Origin of the sequence: Pseudomonas sp. DTU12.1 (assembly GCF_009873475.1) — a bacterium.
In the GTDB taxonomy this organism is placed as follows: domain Bacteria; phylum Pseudomonadota; class Gammaproteobacteria; order Pseudomonadales; family Pseudomonadaceae; genus Aquipseudomonas; species Aquipseudomonas proteolytica.
Map to the genome: position 1 here is coordinate 1,052,066 of NZ_CP045254.1, position 17,347 is coordinate 1,069,412.

Annotated in this window: 15 protein-coding genes; 11 read left to right on the top strand and 4 right to left on the bottom strand. The window is 58.7% G+C overall.

Features of this window, described 5'->3' with window-relative positions; genetic code table 11:
• Window positions 1-18: 18 nt before the first annotated feature.
• Window positions 19-1,713 carry a lactate permease LctP family transporter gene (locus GDV60_RS04540; RefSeq protein WP_029299015.1) on the bottom strand — a complete coding sequence of 565 codons (1,695 nt, stop codon included), beginning with the start codon at window positions 1,711-1,713 and terminating at the stop codon, window positions 19-21.
• 259 nt (window positions 1,714-1,972) lie between these two features.
• Here GDV60_RS04540 and GDV60_RS04545 point away from each other — a divergent pair, with 259 nt between their 5' ends.
• Window positions 1,973-2,740: an FCD domain-containing protein gene (locus tag GDV60_RS04545; RefSeq protein ID WP_070994380.1), complete on the top strand. Its 768-nt coding sequence runs from the start codon at window positions 1,973-1,975 to the stop codon at window positions 2,738-2,740.
• 64 nt (window positions 2,741-2,804) lie between these two features.
• Here the strand turns inward: GDV60_RS04545 and smpB are convergent, their stop codons facing one another.
• Window positions 2,805-3,287 (bottom strand): SsrA-binding protein SmpB, encoded by a 483-nt coding sequence (gene smpB / locus GDV60_RS04550; protein WP_029299012.1) that lies wholly within the window; start codon window positions 3,285-3,287, stop codon window positions 2,805-2,807.
• 168 nt (window positions 3,288-3,455) lie between these two features.
• On the opposite strand from smpB, the gene GDV60_RS04555 reads away from it, so the two are divergent.
• Window positions 3,456-3,890: a type II toxin-antitoxin system RatA family toxin gene (locus GDV60_RS04555; protein WP_029299010.1), complete on the top strand. Its 435-nt coding sequence runs from the start codon at window positions 3,456-3,458 to the stop codon at window positions 3,888-3,890.
• Window positions 3,883-4,197, top strand: coding sequence for an RnfH family protein (locus GDV60_RS04560; protein WP_154907882.1), 315 nt, complete (start codon window positions 3,883-3,885; stop codon window positions 4,195-4,197). Before GDV60_RS04555 ends, GDV60_RS04560 begins: the two co-directional genes overlap by 8 nt.
• A gap of 61 nt (window positions 4,198-4,258) precedes the next feature.
• Here GDV60_RS04560 and GDV60_RS04565 read toward each other — a convergent pair whose 3' ends face one another.
• A complete protein-coding gene (locus tag GDV60_RS04565; protein WP_029299006.1) occupies window positions 4,259-4,786 on the bottom strand; it encodes an outer membrane protein assembly factor BamE in 528 nt (175 codons plus the stop codon).
• A gap of 98 nt (window positions 4,787-4,884) precedes the next feature.
• Here GDV60_RS04565 and fur point away from each other — a divergent pair, with 98 nt between their 5' ends.
• Window positions 4,885-5,289 (top strand): ferric iron uptake transcriptional regulator, encoded by a 405-nt coding sequence (fur, locus tag GDV60_RS04570; RefSeq protein ID WP_003194220.1) that lies wholly within the window; start codon window positions 4,885-4,887, stop codon window positions 5,287-5,289.
• 96 nt (window positions 5,290-5,385) lie between these two features.
• Here the strand turns inward: fur and recN are convergent, their stop codons facing one another.
• Complete coding sequence (recN, locus tag GDV60_RS04575) at window positions 5,386-7,059, bottom strand: DNA repair protein RecN (protein WP_159906450.1); 1,674 nt, start codon at window positions 7,057-7,059, stop codon at window positions 5,386-5,388.
• Between the two features lie 232 nt (window positions 7,060-7,291).
• Here recN and grpE point away from each other — a divergent pair, with 232 nt between their 5' ends.
• The 7 genes from grpE (at window position 7,292) to greA (ending at window position 17,341) form a co-directional block, all read left to right on the top strand.
• On the top strand, window positions 7,292-7,861 hold the full coding sequence (gene grpE, locus GDV60_RS04580; protein ID WP_029299004.1) for a nucleotide exchange factor GrpE: 570 nt from the start codon (window positions 7,292-7,294) through the stop codon (window positions 7,859-7,861).
• Window positions 7,862-7,964: 103 nt separating this feature from the next.
• Window positions 7,965-9,887, top strand: a complete 1,923-nt coding sequence (gene dnaK, locus GDV60_RS04585; RefSeq protein ID WP_029299003.1) for a molecular chaperone DnaK — start codon at window positions 7,965-7,967, stop codon at window positions 9,885-9,887.
• A 316-nt stretch (window positions 9,888-10,203) separates the two neighbouring features.
• Window positions 10,204-11,328 (top strand): molecular chaperone DnaJ, encoded by a 1,125-nt coding sequence (gene dnaJ / locus GDV60_RS04590; protein WP_029299001.1) that lies wholly within the window; start codon window positions 10,204-10,206, stop codon window positions 11,326-11,328.
• A gap of 10 nt (window positions 11,329-11,338) precedes the next feature.
• Complete coding sequence (dapB, locus tag GDV60_RS04595) at window positions 11,339-12,145, top strand: 4-hydroxy-tetrahydrodipicolinate reductase (RefSeq protein WP_029298999.1); 807 nt, start codon at window positions 11,339-11,341, stop codon at window positions 12,143-12,145.
• Between the two features lie 259 nt (window positions 12,146-12,404).
• Window positions 12,405-13,541, top strand: a complete 1,137-nt coding sequence (gene carA, locus GDV60_RS04600) for a glutamine-hydrolyzing carbamoyl-phosphate synthase small subunit (RefSeq protein ID WP_029298997.1) — start codon at window positions 12,405-12,407, stop codon at window positions 13,539-13,541.
• Window positions 13,542-13,646: 105 nt separating this feature from the next.
• Window positions 13,647-16,868 carry a carbamoyl-phosphate synthase large subunit gene (carB, locus tag GDV60_RS04605; protein WP_029298996.1) on the top strand — a complete coding sequence of 1,074 codons (3,222 nt, stop codon included), beginning with the start codon at window positions 13,647-13,649 and terminating at the stop codon, window positions 16,866-16,868.
• Window positions 16,865-17,341, top strand: a complete 477-nt coding sequence (greA, locus tag GDV60_RS04610) for a transcription elongation factor GreA (RefSeq protein ID WP_008029775.1) — start codon at window positions 16,865-16,867, stop codon at window positions 17,339-17,341. Before carB ends, greA begins: the two co-directional genes overlap by 4 nt.
• Window positions 17,342-17,347 lie beyond the last annotated feature (6 nt).

Sequence of the window (17,347 nt, forward strand, 5' to 3'; positions counted from 1 at the left end):
ACGGTATTGCCTGTGGTCTTAATGCACCAGCATGCCGGTGAACCAGTACGCCTGGGCGTAGGTGATCAGGCCGACAATTGTGGCGAAAAACAGGCTGTGCTTGAGGGTAAAGCGGAACAGGTCGGATTCTTTACCCACCAGGCCGGTCGCGGCGCAGGCGACGGCGATCGATTGCGGGGAGATCATCTTGCCAGTCACGCCGCCACTGGTGTTCGCCGCCACCAGCAGGGTGTCGCTGACACCGATCTGGTGTGCGGTAGTGGCTTGCAGGGAGCTGAACAGGGCATTGGATGAGGTATCGGAACCGGTGAGGAACACGCCCAGCCAGCCGAGGAACGGCGAGAAGAACGGGAATGCTGCGCCGGTGCCGGCCAGTACCAGCGCCATGGTCGAAGACATGCCGGAATAGTTGGTGACGAACGCGAACGCCAGCACCATGCCGATGGACAGGATTGGCCAGCGCAGCTCGTAGAAGGTCTCTTTCAAAGTGGTCAGACCAGTTTTGAAGTTGATCTTCAGCACCAGCATGGAGATCAGCGCAGAGAAGAAAATCGCTGTACCGGTCGCGGAAATCGGGTCCAGTTTGAACACCGCTGGAATGGCAGTGGGGTTGGTGACAATCGGCGCAACCTTGATCACCATCTGGTCCAGGTGCGGAATCGCAAAGTTGAACACCCAGCTGTACATCGAACCGCCAGCGGCGAACATCGCCTTGAACGGCTTGAGGGTCCAGATGGTGACCAATACGGTCAGGATCAGGAACGGCGACCAGGCCTTGAAAATTTCCATCAGGCTGTAAGGCGAAGCCACGGAAGTACGTGGCTGGCCGAAACCGCCGACGCTGCCGGTGACCGAAACGCTCGACGTGGCGCCGGCAATCTGGGCACCTGCAGTGCGCTTGGGCTGCCAGACTTTCAGGAACAGGGTCAGGGAAATCAGGCTGGCCAGGGCCGAGGTGATGTCAGGCAGTTCCGGGCCGATAAAGTTGGAGGTGAAGTACTGGGTGATGGCAAAGCTCAAGCCGGCCACCAGTGCGGCAGGCCAGGTTTCCTTGACGCCGCGCAAGCCGTCCATCATGAACACCAGCCAGAACGGCACGAACAGCGACAGCAGCGGCAGTTGGCGGCCGGTCATGGCGCCGATCTTGAAAGCATCGATACCGGTGACTTGGCCGGCGACGATGATCGGGATCCCCAGGGCGCCGAACGCCACCGGTGCAGTGTTGGCAATCAGGCACAGGCCGGCGGCATACAGTGGGTTGAAGCCCAGCCCTACGAGCAGCGCGGCAGTAATCGCTACCGGGGCACCGAAACCGGCGGCGCCTTCGAGGAATGCGCCGAAGCAGAAGCCGATCAGCAGCACTTGCAGGCGTTGGTCATCGGTAATCGACAGCACTGAGCTGCGGATCACTTCGAACTGGCCGCTCTTGACCGTCAGTTTGTAGAGGAATACCGCGGCGACGATGATCCAGGCGATTGGCCACAGGCCGTAGGCAAAGCCGTAGCCGGCGGCAGCGATTGCCATATCGACTGGCATCTGGAAGGCGAAGATCGCTACCAGAATCGACAGCGCCAGGGTGATGCTCCCGGCAACATGGCCTTTAAGGCGAAACACCGCCAGGGCCAGGAAGAAAAACACGATAGGAATAACGGCGGCCAGTGCGGACAGGCCAAGGCTGCCGAGTGGGCTGTAGAGCTGTTGCCAGGTTTGCATATGGGGTGGCCCCTAATTGTTGTTGGTCATGCATGTTTAGCTGATTTGGGTAATTGGTAAGACCAATTTACAATCGCTGATGGCTAGGTTAAGAGCCTTCGGGGTGATGTGTCAATTTGCCGCCTGAGAAACTTTGGTCGCATGTCGGCGGCGTGGGGTCTGATCGGTGTAATCAAAGGGGTTCTGATAGGTGCCGACAGCGCGGCAATAGGCCAGAATAGAGGGCCCGGCGAGTGGCCGGGATCGTGGAGAGTCAGTTATGGCGTTTGATCAGGTGCGTCAGCGCCGTTTGTCCGACGATATCGTCGAGCAGCTTGAGGGGATGATCCTTGAGGGCACGTTGAAGTCGGGCGAGCGATTGCCGGCCGAGCGCGCACTGGCTGAACAGTTCGGTGTGTCGCGCCCGTCGTTGCGCGAGGCGATCCAGAAGCTGGCGGCCAAGGGGTTGCTGGTCAGTCGCCAGGGCGGCGGTAATTATGTGGTGGAGACGCTGGGTTCTACCTTCAGCGACCCCTTGTTGCATCTGCTGGAAAACAACCCCGAAGCCCAGCGTGATCTGTTGGAATTTCGCCAGACGCTAGAAGCATCGTGTGCTTATTACGCCGCGCTGCGCGCCACGGAAGTGGACCGCGAGCGTCTGACTGCGGCTTTTGATGCCTTGCAGGATTGTTATACGCGTGATGATGAGGTGAGCCGTATCGAAGAGGGCGCGGCCGATGCCAGGTTTCACTTGGCTATCGCCGAAGCCAGCCACAATGCGGTCTTGCTGCACACCATCCGCGGCTTGTTTGATCTGCTCAAGCGTAACGTGGTGACCAATATCGGTGGCATGTACCAGCAGCGCAGCGAAACCCGCGACATGCTGATCAATCAGCATCGGGACTTGTACCTGGCGATTATCGAAGGGCGGGCCGAGCAGGCGCGGGAAGTTTCGACACGGCACCTGCTATATGTGCAGGAGGTGTTGGAGGAGGTGCGTCAGGAAGTGCAGCGCATGGCGCGGGCGGAGCGGCGTAAGGGGATGTAGCCAATAGTGCGGCGCAGGGAGCGGGCTCCCTGGCCACATGGGCGCGCTTCAGGGGCGGGGAAGATCAGTCTTCCTTGCCCTTGTTGCGTACGGCGCGCTGCAATTCCCGATTGGAGTCGCGCTCGCGCTCGGTATCACGCTTGTCGTATTCCTTCTTGCCCTTGCCCAACGCGATTTCGCACTTGACCAGATGCTTGCTCCAGTACCACGACAGGCAGACGCAAGCGTAGCCTTTCTGTTGTACCGCGGCGGCGAGCTTTTCCAGTTCGCGTGCATTGAGCAGCAGTTTGCGCGTGCGTACCGGATCGGCAATCACGTGGGTGCTGGCGGTCATCAACGGCGTGATATGACTGCCGAGCAGCCAGGCTTCGCCATCTTTGAGCAGCACGTAACTGTCGACCAGTTGCAGCTTGCTGGCGCGCAGACTTTTTACTTCCCAGCCGGCCAGGACCAGACCAGCCTCGAACCGATGTTCGATGAAGTAATCGTGTCGCGCCTTTTTGTTTTGCGCGATGGTCCCTGTTGGGTGTTTCTTTTGTTTAGCCATAGGGGCGGCATTATAGGCAGTTGCGAGCGTGTCGGCTACGGTCAACCTGCGTGCTTGAGCGTGTTGGACGAATCCCGGACAATACCGCCAGTTTTCTGGTTTTTTTCTCTCGCGAATCGGGCAGTCTTTTCGCGATGTTTGCCGCTCAGCTTCGGAAATAACGCTCCCATGACGACGCATATTCAACGCTCGGCCCTGCTGCCTTACCCGGCGCAAGCGCTTTATGACCTGGTCAACGACGTGGCGAGCTACCCGGATTTCCTGCCCTGGTGCTCCTCATCCACGGTATTGGAGAGCAGCGATGAGCACATGCGCGCGAGTCTCGAGGTGTCCAAGGGCGGGCTTGGCCAGAAGTTTGTCACCCGTAATGTGCTGGTTCCTGGGCGGTCCATCGAGATGAATCTGGAAGAAGGGCCATTCACCCAGTTGCACGGGGTCTGGGTATTCAAGCCATTGGGGGAGAAGGCGTGCAAGATCAGCCTGGACCTGACGTTTGATTACGCAGGCTCCATTGTACGGGCGACCCTGGGGCCGCTGTTCAACCAGGCGGCGAATACCTTGGTGGATGCGTTTTGCCAGCGGGCCAAGCAACTGCATGGCTGAGCGATTGATTGAGATTGAGGTGGTCTACGCCGCAGTGGATCGCCAATTGTTGTTGAGCCTGGCGGTTGCGCCGGGGACGAGCCTACGGGCGGCGGTGCTGGCGTCAGGCATTGCGGCACAGTTTCCCGAGCTGGATATCGACAGTTGCCCATTGGGGGTTTTTGGCAAAGTTGTGGCGGACGCTGAAACCCGTAGCGTGCAGGCTGGTGATCGCATCGAGATCTATCGGCCCTTGCTGGCCGATCCGAAGGAAGTGAGGCGCTTGCGAGCGGCAAAAGCAGCCGAAGCTCGGCGGTTGAATCCATAGTCTGTGAAACAGCAGGCAACAAAAAGCCCGGCATGCCGGGCTTTTTGTTGAGCGATGCAAATTATTGCGGGCTGGCGTCCAGAGGTTCTGGAGTTGGCACCGGAACGGTTTGCACACCGTCGATATCTTTCTGAATCTGGTCAAGCAAGGAGCCTGGCTTGGCCGGTACTTCGGACTTGGGCTGTTCAGCATTCTGCGCTGGCGCAGTGACGCTGGTCCCGCTGTCCTTGCCCAACAGGGCTTCATCACGGCTTACGCCAGGCATGAAGTCACCGGAAAGGCTGACGAGCTGATCGTTGCCATTAAAGATGACACTGACGCGCTCCTGTTGGCGCTCCCCGCCTCCAGGTTGCAGGCTATAGAGATAATCCCAGCGATCGGCATGGAATGTGTCGGTCAGCAGGGGATTGCCCATGATAAACCGTACTTGCCGTCGGGTCATTCCCGGGCGTAACTGGTCTATCATGTCCTGCGTGACGACATTGCCCTGCTGGATGTCGATTTTGTAAACCCCGGGGAATGAACAACCGGCGAGTGCGAGCAGTCCCACAAGGGTGAAACTGGTTAGCAAGAGCTTGGTGTTTTGCATCGGTGGGCGACTTCCACTATCTTGGCTGGGACAACGTAAACGCCGATCATACCCGTATTAAGAGAAGCTGCGAAGCAGCATCCGCGAGAAAGCTAACCATGGTTGAAAATAGCGAACTACGCAAAGCCGGTCTTAAAGTGACTCTGCCACGAGTCAAGATTCTACAAATGCTCGATTCCGCCGAGCAACGCCACATGAGTGCCGAGGATGTCTACAAGGCGCTGATGGAGTCTAACGAGGACGTTGGCCTGGCCACGGTTTACCGTGTACTGACCCAGTTCGAAGCCGCAGGGCTGGTGGTTCGTCATAATTTCGACGGCGGTCATGCAGTGTTTGAACTGGCTGACGGTGGTCATCACGACCACATGGTTGACCTGGATACCAATGAGGTTATCGAGTTCACCAGCCCCGAGATCGAGGCGCTGCAGCACAAGATTGCTGAGGAGCACGGATTCGATTTGGTTGACCACAATCTGGTTCTGTACATACGTAAGAAAAAGTAAGAAAGCTACGCAGATTCACTCTGCGAAACGATCGAAGGCGACCCTAGGGTCGCCTTCGTGTTTTCTATCGGGGGGAAACCCAGGGTGAGATAGGGCTCAGGCCTTCGCTGTCACCACCATTTTCTTCGCATGGGCCAGGGACTCCTTGGTCAGATCGATGCCGCCGAGCATGCGCGCGACTTCTTCGACCCGTTCGGTCTTGTTTAGCTTGGACACAGCAGTATGTGTCGCATCGCTGCCCCTGACCTTATGTACAAACAGATGCTGATGCCCCTGGGCTGCCACTTGGGGCAAGTGGGTAACGGTCAATACCTGCCCGCGTTCGCCGAGGCGACGCAACAATTGGCCGACGATTTCTGCCGTCGGTCCACCGATCCCCACGTCCACTTCGTCGAATACCAGTGTAGGTACGCGGGAGGTCTGGGCGGTAATGACCTGGATCGCCAGGCTGATCCGTGACAGTTCACCACCAGACGCTACCTTCGCCAGGGCCTTGAGGGGTTGGCCTGGGTTGGCGCTCACCAGCAGCTCGACCTGTTCCAGGCCGTTGGGCTGCAGCTCGTTGCCACTATTGGCATGCAACTCGATGGTGAAGCGCCCACCGGGCATGCCCAGTCGCTGGATTTCCTGTTCCACGGCGCAGGCCAGTCCGGTTGCCGCTTGCTGGCGCAGGTCGCTCAGTTCCCGGGCTTTTTCCTGATAGTGGCGGGCGAAAGAGGCCAGTTCATCGCCCAGGCGCTCGATGGATTCATCGTTGGCATTCAGGGTTTCGATCTCGTCCAGCAGTTTTTGCTGCATGGCTGCCACTTCGGTTGGCTGGATCCGATGTTTGCGCGCCAGGGTATAAATAGTGTCGAGGCGCTCTTCGATCTCTTGCAGGCGTGCCGGATCTGCATCGAAGTGGTCAAGGAAGCGGTTCAGCTCGCCAACCGCCTCTTCTACCTGGATCTGCGCACTGGTCAGCAGGGTGGTGGCTTCATTCAGCGAGCCAGAGCCACTGTTCACACTCGACAGGCGGTTAAGGCTTGCCGTCAGGGCGTTCAGCACATTGCCGGAATCGCTTTCGCTGCATTGCTCGACAACCTGGCGACAAATGCCCAGCAAGGTTTCGGCATTGGTCAGGTTCTTGTGCTCCTGCTCCAGTTGTTCCAGTTCTGTTTCGCCCAGGCCCAGGCTTTCCAGTTCTTCCAATTGATAGCTTAGGAGTTGGTGGCGGGCCCGCTGCTCGTCGCCGGAGTTGGACAGACGCTCCAGCTCCTGGCGGGTCTGGCGCCAACGTTGTGCGGCCAACTGCACCTGGCGCGCCAGGTCGGTGGCACCGGCGTACTCATCCAGGAGCCGGCGATGGGTATCGGTTTTGAGCAGGGATTGATGTTCGTGCTGGCTGTGGATATCGATCAGCAATTCGCCCAGGGCTTTCAGGTCGCCAAGGGGGCAGGGCGTGCCATTGATATAGCCCCGTGAGCGGCCTTCGGCGGTGATTACGCGGCGCAGGATGCACGGGCCGTCGCTATCAAGGTCGCGCTCGGCAAGCCAGGCGCTGGCTTCCGGAATATCCGCCAGGTCAAAAGTCGCGAGGATATCGGCCTTGTCTGCGCCGGGGCGAACCACGCCGCTGTCGGCGCGATCGCCCAGGGTCAGGCCCAGGGCATCGAGCATGATCGATTTGCCGGCGCCGGTTTCGCCTGTGATTACGCTCATCCCGCGATCCAGTTCAAGATCCAGGTGCTCGACGATGGCGTAGTTATGTACGGACAGGTGAACCAGCATAGTGGCTGCTCCCAGGCTTTAGGTCTGGTTATTTATACAGTGTTTTGTTTGGCGCTGACAATCCTGAGGTTTAGCTCGATTTGCTTGGATGGCGGGATTTTTTAGTGCGATGTGGAATGTGCGGGAAAGTGTGAGTCGGGGCGTGTCGGCCCTTGAACCTGGAAATTGTGGCCCCATATACCGGAACAGAAGCGCGAGTTGAGTTCGCGCAGGATTCTGAAAGGAGAAAATTATGGCTGACGAACAGACGCTGGATACGCAAAACCCAGACGCCAACCAGGCCTCGCAGGCAGCGGGTGAAGACCTGGCGGCTCGCGTGCAAGTGCTCGAAGAGCAACTGGCAGGCGCTCAGGATCAGGCTTTGCGTGTTGCTGCCGATCTGCAGAACGTCCGCCGCCGCGCCGAGCAGGATGTAGAAAAAGCCCACAAGTTCGCGCTGGAGAAGTTCGCCGGTGATCTGTTGCCGATCATCGACAGCCTGGAGCGCGGCCTGGAGCTGTCTAGCCCGGACGACGAAAACATCCGTGGCATGCGCGAAGGGATCGAGCTGACCCTGAAGATGTTCCAAGACACCCTGAAGCGTTATCAGATGGAAGCCATCGATCCACAAGGCGGCGAGCCGTTCAACGCGGAGCATCACCAGGCCATGGCCATGCAGGAAAATGCTGACCTTGAGCCCAATAGCGTGTTGAAGGTGTTCCAGAAGGGCTACCAGCTCAATGGTCGCCTGTTGCGCCCGGCGATGGTGGTGGTGAGCAAGGCTCCCGCACCGGTTTCGCCATCGATTGACGAGCAGGCTTGAAATCGTTCGTAACGACCCCATTTATAAGTCAAGCGTTTAAGTGCTACCGCAGTTAGCCACCACTGCTGCGGCAACCAAATCCAAAGTTTCGGGAGAGTGAATCATGGGCAAAATTATCGGTATCGACCTGGGGACCACCAACTCCTGCGTCTCCGTGCTGGAAAACGGCGTATCCAAGGTTATTGAGAACGCCGAAGGCGCACGTACTACCCCTTCCATCGTGGCTTACGCCAACGACGGCGAAATCCTGGTAGGCCAGTCCGCCAAGCGTCAGGCTGTGACCAATCCGCATAACACCCTGTACGCGGTGAAGCGTTTGATCGGTCGTAAGTTCGACGAAGAAGTCGTACAGAAAGACATCAAGATGGTGCCGTACAAAATCGCCAAGGCCGACAACGGTGACGCCTGGGTTGAAGTGAACGGCCAGAAAATGTCGCCGCCACAAATCTCGGCTGAAATCTTGAAAAAGATGAAGAAGACTGCCGAAGACTACCTCGGTGAAGCAGTGACCGAAGCGGTGATCACCGTTCCGGCCTACTTCAACGACAGCCAGCGCCAGGCGACCAAAGACGCCGGCCGTATCGCGGGCCTGGACGTAAAACGTATCATCAACGAGCCAACCGCGGCTGCTCTGGCCTATGGCATGGACAAGGCCAAGGGCGACCACACCGTGATCGTTTATGACCTGGGTGGCGGTACTTTCGACGTTTCCGTGATCGAAATCGCTGAAGTCGATGGCGAGCACCAGTTCGAAGTGTTGGCGACCAACGGTGACACATTCCTGGGCGGTGAAGACTTTGACATTCGTCTGATCGACTACCTCGTCGACGAATTCAAGAAAGAAAGCGGCATGAACCTCAAGGGTGACCCGCTGGCGATGCAGCGCCTGAAAGAAGCCGCTGAAAAAGCCAAGATCGAACTGTCTTCGAGCAATTCGACCGACGTGAACCTGCCGTACATCACTGCAGACGCCACCGGTCCTAAGCACTTGAACGTGAAGATCTCGCGCGCCAAGCTCGAATCGCTGGTTGAAGACCTGGTTCAGCGCACCATCGAACCTTGCCGCATCGCCCTGAAAGACTCGGGTATCGATGTTGGCTCGATCAACGACGTGATTCTGGTCGGTGGTCAGACCCGTATGCCGCTGGTGCAGCAGAAGGTTACCGAGTTCTTCGGTAAAGAAGCGCGTAAAGACGTCAACCCGGACGAAGCAGTTGCCATGGGTGCTGCCATCCAGGGTGCGGTATTGGCCGGCGACGTGAAAGACGTGCTGCTGCTGGACGTCAGCCCGCTGACCCTGGGTATCGAAACCATGGGCGGCGTGATGACTGCGCTGATCGAGAAGAACACCACGATTCCTACCAAGAAATCGCAAGTGTTCTCGACTGCCGATGACAACCAGGGCGCGGTGACCATTCACGTGCTGCAAGGTGAGCGTAAGCAGGCTGCGCAGAACAAGTCCCTGGGCAAGTTCGACCTGGCTGAGATTCCACCAGCTCCACGTGGCGTGCCACAGATTGAAGTGACCTTCGACATCGACGCCAACGGCATTCTGCACGTAGGCGCCAAGGACAAGGCCACTGGCAAGACTCAGTCGATCGTGATCAAGGCCAACTCCGGCCTGTCCGAGGAAGAAATTCAGCAGATGATCAACGACGCTGAAAAGAACGCCGAGGAAGATCGCAAGTTCGAAGAGCTGGCCGCTGCCCGCAACCAGGGTGATGCACTGGTTCACTCGACGCGCAAAATGATCGCTGATGCTGGCGACAAAGTGACTGCTGAAGAGAAGACTGCAATCGAAGCCGCAGTGGTTGCCCTGGAAGCCGCCGTTAAAGGTGATGACAAGGCCACTATCGAAGCCAAGGTTGAGGAGCTGTCGAAAGTCTCCGCGCCAGTAGCTCAGAAGATGTACGCCGAGCAAGGCCAGCCAGCTGACGGTGCCGCGCAACAGGCAGAGCCTGAAGCCAAGCACGATGATGTTGTCGATGCCGAGTTCGAAGAAGTAAAAGAAGACCAGAAGAAGTAACTTGGTCGCCCGGTTGACCGCTATCAAGCGGTGACTGGTAGGATGTCGCCGCGCGGGAGCTTGCTCCCGCGTTGGCGTGTCTGGGGTACGCGAATTTTTACAGCATGCGACAAGGTTCGGATGTTGGCGGTGTGATCGGGAATGCTCCTGCTTTGCGATCAACAATCACCGCGTTTTTAGCTGGGTCTCGGCTGAGAGCAGTAAAGACCAGGATCGTTGAATTTGACGTGAGTTGGGTCCGGGCCTGTATTGGGGCTCAACGAGTTTGGCAGGCTCAGGAGGGTTTTGCCGGACGTCCTTAAGAGTGCAAAGACTTATGGCAAAGCGTGACTATTACGAAGTGTTGGGTGTGGAGCGCGGCTCCAGCGAGGCGGACCTGAAGAAGGCTTACCGTCGCCTGGCGATGAAGCATCACCCGGACCGTAATCCGGATAACAAAGAATCCGAAGAATTGTTCAAGGAGGCCAACGAGGCCTACGAATGCCTGTGTGATCCGAACAAGCGCGCAGCCTACGACCAGTACGGCCACGCGGGTGTCGATCCGAGCATGGGTGGCGGCGGTGCCGGTTTTGGCGGGCAGAACTTCTCCGATATCTTCGGTGACGTGTTCAGCGACTTCTTCGGTGGCGGTCGCGGCGGTCAGCGTGGTGGTGCCCAGCGCGGCAGCGACTTGCGCTACACCCTGGAGCTGAATCTGGAAGAGGCCGTGCGCGGCACCAGCGTCAACATCCGCGTGCCGACGCTGGTCAATTGCAAGCCGTGCGACGGTTCAGGTGCCAAGAAGGGCTCTTCGCCGATTACCTGCCCGACTTGTGGCGGTATTGGCCAGGTGCGCATGCAGCAGGGCTTCTTCTCTGTGCAGCAAACCTGCCCGCGTTGCCATGGCCAGGGCAAGATCATTTCCGATCCGTGCGACTCTTGCCACGGCGAAGGGCGTGTCGAAGAGTACAAGACGCTGTCGGTGAAAGTGCCGGCGGGTGTCGATACTGGCGACCGTATCCGCTTGTCGGGTGAAGGCGAGGCGGGTGCGCAGGGTGGCCCGACGGGCGATCTGTACGTGGTGATCAATGTGCGCGAGCACTCGATCTTCCAGCGCGACGGCAAGCACCTGTTCTGTGAGGTGCCGATCAGCTTTGTCGATGCCGCCCTGGGTGGCGAGCTGGAGATTCCGACCCTCGATGGTCGGGTCAAGCTGAAGATCCCTGAGGGGACGCAGACCGGCAAGCAGTTCCGGATCCGTGGCAAGGGCGTTGCACCAGTGCGTGGCGGTGGGGCGGGCGACTTGATGTGCCGTGTGGCCGTTGAGACCCCGGTCAACCTGGATCGTCGTCAGCGTGAGTTGCTCGAAGAATTGCGCAGCTCGCTGGACGGTGATGGCTCCCATTCGCCGAAGACCGCTGGCTGGTTCGAAGGCGTGAAGCGCTTCTTCGGCGACCTGTAAGGACGTGGATATGCGACGTATAGCAGTGATGGGCGCCGCCGGGCGCATGGGCAAGAACCTGGTGGAGGCGGTGCAGCAGCGCTCGCCTCTGTCGGGGCTGACTGCGGCGATCGTGCGCCCGGGCAGTACGCTGATTGGCGCCGATGCTGGTGAGCTGGCTTCGCTGGGGCGGATCGGAGTGTCGTTGTCCGGTAGCCTGGAGCAGGTGGTTGATGAGTTCGATGTGCTGATCGACTTCACCCTGCCCGAAGTGATGCTGAAAAACCTGGCCTTCTGCCGTAAGGCTGGCAAGGCCATGGTTATCGGTACTACTGGCCTGAATGCCGAGCAGAAGCAGTTGCTGGTTGCGGCGGGCAAGGACATCCCTATCGTGTTTGCCGCCAACTTCAGTGTGGGCGTCAACTTGTCGCTGAAGTTGCTCGACATGGCCGCACGGGTGCTGGGGGATGATGCGGATATCGAGATCATCGAGGCTCATCACCGGCACAAGGTGGATGCGCCATCGGGCACCGCCATGCGCATGGGCGAGGTGATTGCCGATGCCTTGGGGCGCGATTTGTCGAAAGTCGCGGTGTATGGTCGCGAAGGTCATACCGGCGCGCGTGAGCGCGAGACCATTGGCTTTGCTACGGTGCGCGGCGGTGACGTGGTGGGTGACCACACGGTGCTGTTTGCTGCCGAAGGCGAGCGCCTGGAGATTACCCATAAAGCCTCCAGCCGTATGACCTTCGCCAAGGGCGCAGTGCGTGCGGCATTGTGGCTGGAGGGTCGCGAAGCGGGCCTCTACGACATGCAAGACGTGCTGGATCTGCGTTAATCAGTAGCAAAAACGGGCCCCGGGTATTACTCTAGGGCCCCGTTTTTACCCGCTAAGCGACGTCCTGTCGCATTCTCCTGCCTTTTAGGCTCTTTAGCGGTGGACCAAAAAAGCCTTTTTCTGTAAGCTACAGCTTTAGTGTGTCCACTAAAAGCGCGCAGAATAATTCAGTGAAGAAGCGGGGTGACGTGTCCATACGTCACTCCGCTTTTTTACAACCTGCGATCGCCCTTTCAGGCTTTATTTACGGGAGGTCTTCTTGACTAAGCCAGCCATACTCGCCCTTGCTGATGGCAGCATTTTTCGCGGCGAAGCCATTGGAGCCGACGGTCAGACCGTTGGAGAGGTGGTGTTCAACACCGCCATGACCGGCTATCAGGAAATCCTTACCGATCCTTCCTACGCCCAACAGATCGTTACCCTGACCTATCCGCACATCGGCAACACCGGTACTACACCGGAAGATATCGAGTCTGATCGTGTCTGGTCGGCTGGTCTGGTGATTCGTGACCTGCCACTGGTTGCGAGCAACTGGCGTAACACGATGTCGCTGTCCGATTACCTGAAAGCCAACAACGTTGTGGCGATCGCCGGTATCGATACGCGCCGCCTGACACGCATCCTGCGTGAAAAAGGCTCGCAGAATGGCTGCATCATGGTCGGTGACGATGTTTCCGAAGCCGCAGCGATTGCTGCAGCGCAAGGCTTCCCTGGCCTGAAAGGCATGGATCTGGCGAAAGTCGTCAGCACCAAAGAGCAGTACGAGTGGCGCTCCACTGTCTGGGACTTGAAGACTGACAGCCACGCAACCATCGAGGCTAGCGAGTTGCCTTACCACGTGGTCGCTTACGACTACGGCGTGAAGTACAACATCCTGCGCATGCTGGTCGAGCGCGGTTGCCGCGTGACCGTGGTGCCGGCGCAAACCCCGGCCGCCGACGTACTGGCCCTGCAACCGGATGGTGTGTTCCTGTCCAACGGTCCGGGTGACCCGGAGCCATGCGACTACGCGATCAAGGCCATCAAGGAAGTGCTAGACACCGAGATCCCGGTATTCGGTATCTGCCTGGGTCACCAACTGCTGGCCCTGGCCTCCGGCGCCAAGACCCTGAAAATGGGCCATGGCCATCACGGTGCCAACCACCCGGTACAAGACCTGGACACTGGCGTAGTGATGATCACCAGCCAGAACCACGGTTTTGCGGTGGATGAAGCCACCTTGCCGGCCAATGTGCGCGCCATTCACAAGTCGCTGTTCGACGGTTCCCTGCAGGGTATCGAGCGCACCGACAAGAGCGCGTTCAGCTTCCAGGGCCACCCTGAAGCGAGCCCGGGCCCGAACGACGTAGCGCCGCTGTTCGACCGTTTCATCAATGAGATGGCCAAGCGACGCTAAATGAGCGGCCTGAGGGCGGCCCGGGAAACCGGCGGCCCCCTCAGGCTTTTCAAGGATTGTTCAAGACGGCTTGCCGACTGACCTGCGGATTTGAGTGACAAACCCATGCCAAAACGTACAGACATAAAAAGCATCCTGATTCTCGGCGCTGGCCCGATCGTTATCGGCCAGGCCTGCGAATTCGACTACTCCGGCGCCCAGGCCTGCAAGGCCCTGCGCGAAGAGGGTTACCGCGTCATCCTGGTGAACTCCAACCCGGCCACCATCATGACCGACCCGGACATGGCCGACGCCACCTACATCGAACCGATCAAATGGCAGACCGTTGCCAAGATCATCGAGAAAGAGCGTCCAGATGCACTGCTGCCGACCATGGGCGGCCAGACTGCACTGAACTGCGCCCTGGACCTGGAGCGCGAAGGCGTCCTGGAAAAGTTCGGCGTAGAGATGATTGGCGCCAATGCCGACACCATCGACAAGGCTGAAGACCGCTCGCGTTTCGACAAGGCCATGAAGTCCATCGGTCTTGATTGCCCGCGCTCGGGCATCGCCCACAGCATGGAAGAGGCCAACGCGGTTCTCGAAAAGCTGGGTTTCCCGTGCATTATCCGTCCGTCCTTCACGATGGGCGGCACTGGCGGTGGTATCGCTTACAACCGTGAAGAATTCGAAGAAATCTGCGCACGCGGTCTGGACCTGTCGCCGACCAAAGAGCTGCTGATCGACGAATCCCTGATCGGCTGGAAAGAGTACGAGATGGAAGTTGTCCGCGACAAAAAGGACAACTGCATCATCGTCTGCTCGATCGAAAACTTCGACCCAATGGGTGTGCACACCGGTGACTCGATCACCGTGGCTCCGGCACAGACCCTGACGGACAAGGAATACCAGATCATGCGTAACGCCTCGTTGGCGGTACTGCGTGAGATCGGCGTTGAAACCGGCGGTTCCAACGTTCAGTTCGGTATCTGCCCGAACACCGGCCGTATGGTCGTAATCGAGATGAACCCGCGTGTATCGCGTTCTTCGGCGCTGGCATCAAAAGCTACCGGCTTCCCGATTGCGCGCATCGCTGCCAAGCTGGCGATCGGTTATACCTTGGACGAGCTGCAAAACGAGATCACTGGTGGTGCTACGCCGGCGTCCTTCGAGCCGTCGATCGACTATGTCGTCACTAAGCTGCCACGCTTCGCTTTCGAGAAATTCCCGAAAGCCGACGCCCGCCTGACCACTCAGATGAAGTCGGTCGGTGAAGTCATGGCCATCGGCCGGACCTTCCAGGAGTCGCTGCAGAAAGCCCTGCGTGGCCTGGAAGTGGGCGTTTGCGGTCTGGACGAGAAGCTCGACCTGAGCAACCCGGAAAGCATGAGCGTGCTCAAGCGCGAGCTGACCGTGCCGGGCGCCGAGCGTATCTGGTACGTGGCTGATGCTTTCCGCGCTGGCATGACCGTCGAAGATATCTTCGGCATGAACATGATTGACCCGTGGTTCCTGGTGCAGATCGAAGATCTGATCAAGGAAGAAGAGAAGGTCAAGACCCTGGGTCTGTCCTCTATCGACCGCGACCTGATGTTCCGCCTCAAACGCAAAGGCTTCTCTGACCAGCGTCTGGCCAAGCTGCTGGGCGTGACCGAGAAGAACCTGCGCACCCATCGTCACAAGCTGGATATCTTCCCGGTCTACAAGCGCGTTGACACGTGCGCCGCAGAGTTCGCCACCGACACCGCGTACCTGTACTCCACCTACGAGGAAGAGTGCGAAGCCGCGCCGTCGGGCCGCGACAAGATCATCATCCTGGGCGGCGGTCCAAACCGTATTGGCCAGGGCATCGAGTTCGACTACTGCTGCGTCCACGCCGCCCTCGCCCTGCGCGAAGACGGGTACGAGACCATCATGGTCAACTGCAACCCGGAAACCGTTTCCACTGACTACGACACCTCCGATCGCCTGTACTTCGAGCCAGTAACCCTGGAAGACGTGCTGGAAATCTGTCGCGTCGAGAAGCCAAAAGGCGTGATCGTCCAGTACGGCGGGCAAACTCCACTGAAACTGGCGCGTGCCCTGGAAGCGGCCGGCGTACCGATCATCGGTACCAGCCCTGACGCCATCGACCGTGCCGAAGATCGTGAGCGCTTCCAGCAGATGGTCGAGCGCCTGAACCTGCGCCAGCCGCCAAACGCGACCGTGCGCAGCGAAGACGAGGCCATCCGTGCAGCCAGCAAGATTGGCTACCCGTTGGTGGTACGTCCGTCCTACGTGTTGGGCGGCCGGGCGATGGAAATCGTCTACGAAGAAGAAGAACTCAAGCGCTACCTGCGTGACGCGGTGAAAGTGTCCAATGACAGCCCGGTGCTGCTGGACCACTTCCTCAACTGCGCCATCGAGATGGACGTGGATGCGGTCTGCGACGGTACCGACGTGGTGATTGGCGCGATCATGCAGCACATCGAGCAGGCAGGCGTTCACTCCGGTGACTCCGCGTGCTCCCTGCCGCCGTACTCGCTGCCGCTGCACATCCAGGACGAGATGCGCGAGCAGGTCAAGAAAATGGCCCTTGAACTGGGTGTGGTCGGCCTGATGAACGTACAGTTGGCGCTGCAAGGCGAAGACATCTACGTCATCGAGGTCAACCCGCGTGCTTCGCGTACCGTGCCGTTTGTTTCCAAGTGCATCGGCGTGTCCCTGGCGATGATTGCCGCCCGTGTGATGGCCGGTAAAACCTTGAAGGAAATCGGCTTCACCAAGGAAATCATTCCGAACTTCTACAGTGTGAAAGAAGCGGTGTTCCCTTTCGCCAAATTCCCTGGTGTGGACCCGATCCTGGGCCCAGAGATGAAGTCCACCGGTGAAGTGATGGGCGTGGGCGATACCTTCGGCGAAGCATTCGCCAAGGCCCAGATGGGCGCCAGCGAAGTGCTGCCGACCGGCGGTACTGCGTTTATCAGCGTGCGTGACGATGACAAGCCACTGGTTGCAGGCGTGGCCCGTGATCTGATCAACTTGGGCTTCGAAGTCGTCGCGACTGCCGGGACTGCCAAGTTGATTGAAGCGGCTGGCCTGAAAGTGCGTCGCGTGAACAAGGTAACGGAAGGTCGTCCGCACGTGGTCGACATGATCAAGAATGACGAAGTCACCCTGATCATCAACACCACCGAAGGTCGCCAGTCGATCGCGGACTCCTACTCCATTCGTCGAAACGCCTTGCAGCACAAGATCTACTGCACCACCACCATTGCTGCTGGCGAAGCTATCTGTGAAGCGCTCAAGTTCGGTCCGGAAAAGACCGTGCGTCGCTTGCAGGATCTACACGCAGGATTGAAGGCATGATCAAATACCCTATGACTGTCCAGGGCGCCAAGGCCCTGGAAGAGGAGCACGCCCATCTGACCAAGGTCGTACGTCCAAAGCTGAGCCAGGACATCGGTACGGCCCGCGAGCTGGGTGACTTGAAGGAAAACGCCGAATACCACGCTGCCCGCGAGCAGCAGGGTATGGTCGAGGCGCGGATCCGTGATATTGAAGGGCGGATTCAGAATCAGGTCATCATTGATGTCACAAGCATTCCGCACACCGGCAAAGTGATTTTCGGTACCACTGTGGAAATCGCCAACGTCGAGACGGATGAGCGCGTGACTTACCACATCGTGGGTGAGGATGAAGCTGACTTCAAACTCGGCAAGATCTCCGTCGGCTCGCCCCTGGCCCGTGCCTTGATCGCCAAGGAGGAGGGTGATGTGGTGGCCGTCAAGACGCCTGGTGGCGTGATCGAGTACGAGATTGTCGAAGTTCGTCACATCTGAACGGCG